The sequence below is a fragment of the Frateuria sp. genome (genome assembly GCF_035695185.1).
GTDB lineage: Bacteria > Pseudomonadota > Gammaproteobacteria > Xanthomonadales > Rhodanobacteraceae > Frateuria_A.
This window is the reverse complement of sequence record NZ_DASSES010000007.1, coordinates 1-3,034: the sequence shown is the minus strand read 5'-3', so window position 1 is coordinate 3,034 and position 3,034 is coordinate 1. Positions and strand designations below refer to the sequence as shown.

Annotated in this window: 2 protein-coding genes and 1 pseudogene; 2 read left to right on the top strand and 1 reads right to left on the bottom strand. The window is 67.8% G+C overall.

Annotated features, from left to right (window positions below; translation table 11 throughout):
• Positions 1-594 (top strand): annotated as a pseudogene (locus VFH59_RS00270) (hypothetical protein); the annotation flags it as partial.
• A 171-nt stretch (positions 595-765) separates the two neighbouring features.
• Positions 766-1,791: an IS110 family transposase gene (locus VFH59_RS00265; RefSeq protein ID WP_325162882.1), complete on the top strand. Its 1,026-nt coding sequence runs from the start codon at positions 766-768 to the stop codon at positions 1,789-1,791.
• Positions 1,792-2,191: 400 nt separating this feature from the next.
• Here the strand turns inward: VFH59_RS00265 and VFH59_RS00260 are convergent, their stop codons facing one another.
• Positions 2,192-2,941 (bottom strand): substrate-binding domain-containing protein, encoded by a 750-nt coding sequence (locus VFH59_RS00260; RefSeq protein WP_325162881.1) that lies wholly within the window; start codon positions 2,939-2,941, stop codon positions 2,192-2,194.
• Between the last annotated feature and the right edge of the window lie 93 nt (positions 2,942-3,034).

Sequence of the window (3,034 nt, the reverse complement as noted above, 5' to 3'; positions counted from 1 at the left end):
GTCCGCCTGCATTCCGGCGGCGGCGCCACATTGCGGGTCGCGATCCGGCAGCGTGCGGCGGGCGAGGCGCGCGCCGCGATCGGGGCGCTGTTCAAGGGCATCCTGCGGCTCAAGACCATCTACGTGTTCGACCACGACATCGACATCCGCGACGAGCGGCAGGTGGACTGGGCGTTCGGGACGCGTTTCCAGGCCGACGAGGATCTGGTGGTGCTGCAAGGCATGCAGGGCCAGACCATGGATCCGTCGCTCAACGGTCGGCGCACCGGCGCGAAGGTCGGGTTCGATTGCACGCGCCGCTTCGGCCGCGAGGGCGACATGACCTATACGCGCTGCGCCGCCAAGGTGTTCGCCGGCCCGCCGCGATTCCAGACGGTCGAGCAGGCGCTGACGGCGGGACCGATGTTCTATGCCGATGTGGTCGAGTCGCTCGGCAGCGACGATGGCCGCGAAATCGCCTGCGCGCTCGATGCGCTGCGCCAGGACGGACGCCTCGGCCGCGACCGCGAGGGGCGATACCACCTGGTGTCCGGCCAACCGGGCGTCACGGCGATCGTCGGCGAGCTCTTCCACGATCCCAACGAGGGGGCGTGAACGACTTGTAGATAGGGTAACGGGCCGCCGCCAAGTCAGCCGCCCGCTCGCTACGGCGCTGTGGTGCGCGCCCGCGAGCGGATCGCTTGGCGGCTGTGGCGGTCGTCCCTCAAAATGATGGTGTCAAACGGAGTCGGCGTGAGCCGCTCCAAACATCACCGAGGGACGACCATGGACCATTATGCAGGAATCGATGTGTCGTTGGAATGCTCGAGCGTGTGCGTTGTGGACGCCGGCGGCAAGATCGTCCGGGAGGACAAGGTCGCGAGCGAGCCCGAACCATTGATCGCGTGGCTGCAGGCGCTCGGCGTGAAGCTGGTGCGGATCGGGTTGGAGGCAGGCCCTCTGTCGCAGTGGCTCTACGCCCATCTGCAGGCGGCGGGGCTAGCGGTGGAACTGCTGGAGACGCGGCATGTCAGGGCGGCGCTCGAGGCCATGCCGGCCAAGACGGACCGCAACGATGCGCGCGGGATCGCCCAGCTGATCCGGATGGGCTGGTTTCGCCCGGTGCATTGCAAATCGATCGGGGCGCAGGAGACGCGGGCGGTGCTGACCGCGCGCAAACTGGTGCAGTCCAAGCTGCACGACATCGAAATGAGCCTGCGTGGCATTCTGCGCGGGTTCGGGCTCAAGGTCGGCAAGGTCACGCGGCTGCAGTTTGCGGCTCGGGCAGAGGAGCTGGTCTGCGGTCATCCGACCCTTGAGGTGGTCGCCAAATCCCTGCTGGCCGCCCGTGCCGTGCTGCTGCGGGAGTTCAAGGATCTCGAGAGACGCGTGCGGCTGATCGCGCGCGGCGACGCCCGAGCCAGATTGTTGACGACGGCCCCCGGCGTTGGCGCGGTCGTAGCCCTGACCTATGTGGCGGCGATCGACGATCCTGCTCGGTTCAAATCGTCGAAGCGGGTCGGGCCCTATTTGGGATTGACCCCGAGGAGATACCAGTCCGGCGAGACGGACATCAGCGGTCACATCACCAAGGCGGGCGATGCGGAGGTTCGCGCCGTCCTCTATGAGGCGGCCCATGTGATCCTCACCAAGCCGATCAAGGGTGGAGCGCTCAAGAGCTGGGGGATGCGGATCGCCAAGCGCGCCGGTCCGGGCAAGGCCAAGGTGGCGCTCGCCCGCAAGCTTGCCGTGGTGCTGCATCGCATGTGGAGCAACGCGACACCGTTCAACTTCGCCGCCGCGGCGGCTTGAGCAAAGGAGCGGAGGAGATCTCGGAGCTTCCGGGCGGGCCCGACACCTTCCCGTCCCGAGGCGAAGTCCCGACGCCGGGACGATGGGTTCGGCCAGGCCGCCATCCGGGTTGTCGGCTTCGACCACGTGACCGTAGATTGGCCGACCGACCCATTTGTACCCCATCAGGTGGCGACCTCGCGTCGACCCCGGACAGAAGCACGACCCGGCGCCAGGACAACGCAAAGGGATTGACAGCCACAGGCCCGTTACAGAAGCCCGCATTGAGCGGCAGCGAAATGCGGGGAGGGCGGTGCTGAGTCTCCGCCTGTAGGGTGGGCAAAGCGAAGCGTGCCCACCATCCCGCGTTCTGCCGCCGCGTGGGCACGGCGCGTACCGCGCCTTTGCCCACCCTACGAACCTACTCTATCCCCGCCGTCTTGAACGCCTGCTTCGCCTCGGGCGTCGCCAGATAGGCGAGGAACGCCTTGGCGGCATCCTTCGAGGTTGCGCCGGTCAGCTCGGCCGCGGCGTAGGTGGTGTAATTCTGCAGGTCGGCGGGCAGCGGGCCGACCAGCTTCACGCCTGTGGGCTCGCCCTGCTTGATCTCCGGGATCGCGCCGAAACCGATCTCGTTGCCCTTCCCCTTGGCGACGTGTTCGATGACGGAGGCGCCGTCCGGATAGCGCGTCGTCTTGGGCTTCACCTGCTCGGCGATGCCGAGCTTCTCGATCATCTTGGCGATGTACTGCCCGCTCGAGGCGGTGTTGTAGACGACCGAGTCGGCGGCAAGCAGCGCCTGCTTGAGCGCGTCGCTGGTGGCGACATTGGGCGCCGCGGCACCGGCGCGCACGAAGACGCCGGCCCCGACCCGGCCCAGCACCAGACGGCCCTCGGGCGAAACCTTGCCGGCCTTGGCCTGCTCGTCGAGCACGGCCGGCGGTGCAATGACGAGATCGGCCGGCTCGCCATTGGCGAGCTTCTTTGCGATCTGCGGCGCGGTGTTGAACTGGATCTTCACCTCGGTGCCGTTCGCGCGCTTGAACGCCTCGGCCGCAGGCTTGAGCCCGGGCTCGACCGCGCCAGCCGAAAGAACCTTGAGCTCGGCCGCGGCGGCGCTCGCGGCGCCGAGTGCCCCCGCCGCAACGGCGGCGGCGATCAAAAGCTTCATCCTGTCCTCCACGCTTGCCCTGTTTCCGTCCAGCATAGCGCCTTCCTGGCGGGGCCGAAACCGCACGGGCCAGCGGGTTTTTGATCTGCCGCA

What these genes read in the sequence shown, in the direction of transcription:
- VFH59_RS00260 (WP_325162881.1), bottom strand. Translation starts at nt 2,941, where the DNA reads ATGAAGCTTTTGATCGCCGCCGCCGTTGCGGCGGGGGCACTCGGCGCC.
- VFH59_RS00265 (WP_325162882.1), top strand. Translation starts at nt 766, where the DNA reads ATGGACCATTATGCAGGAATCGATGTGTCGTTGGAATGCTCGAGCGTG.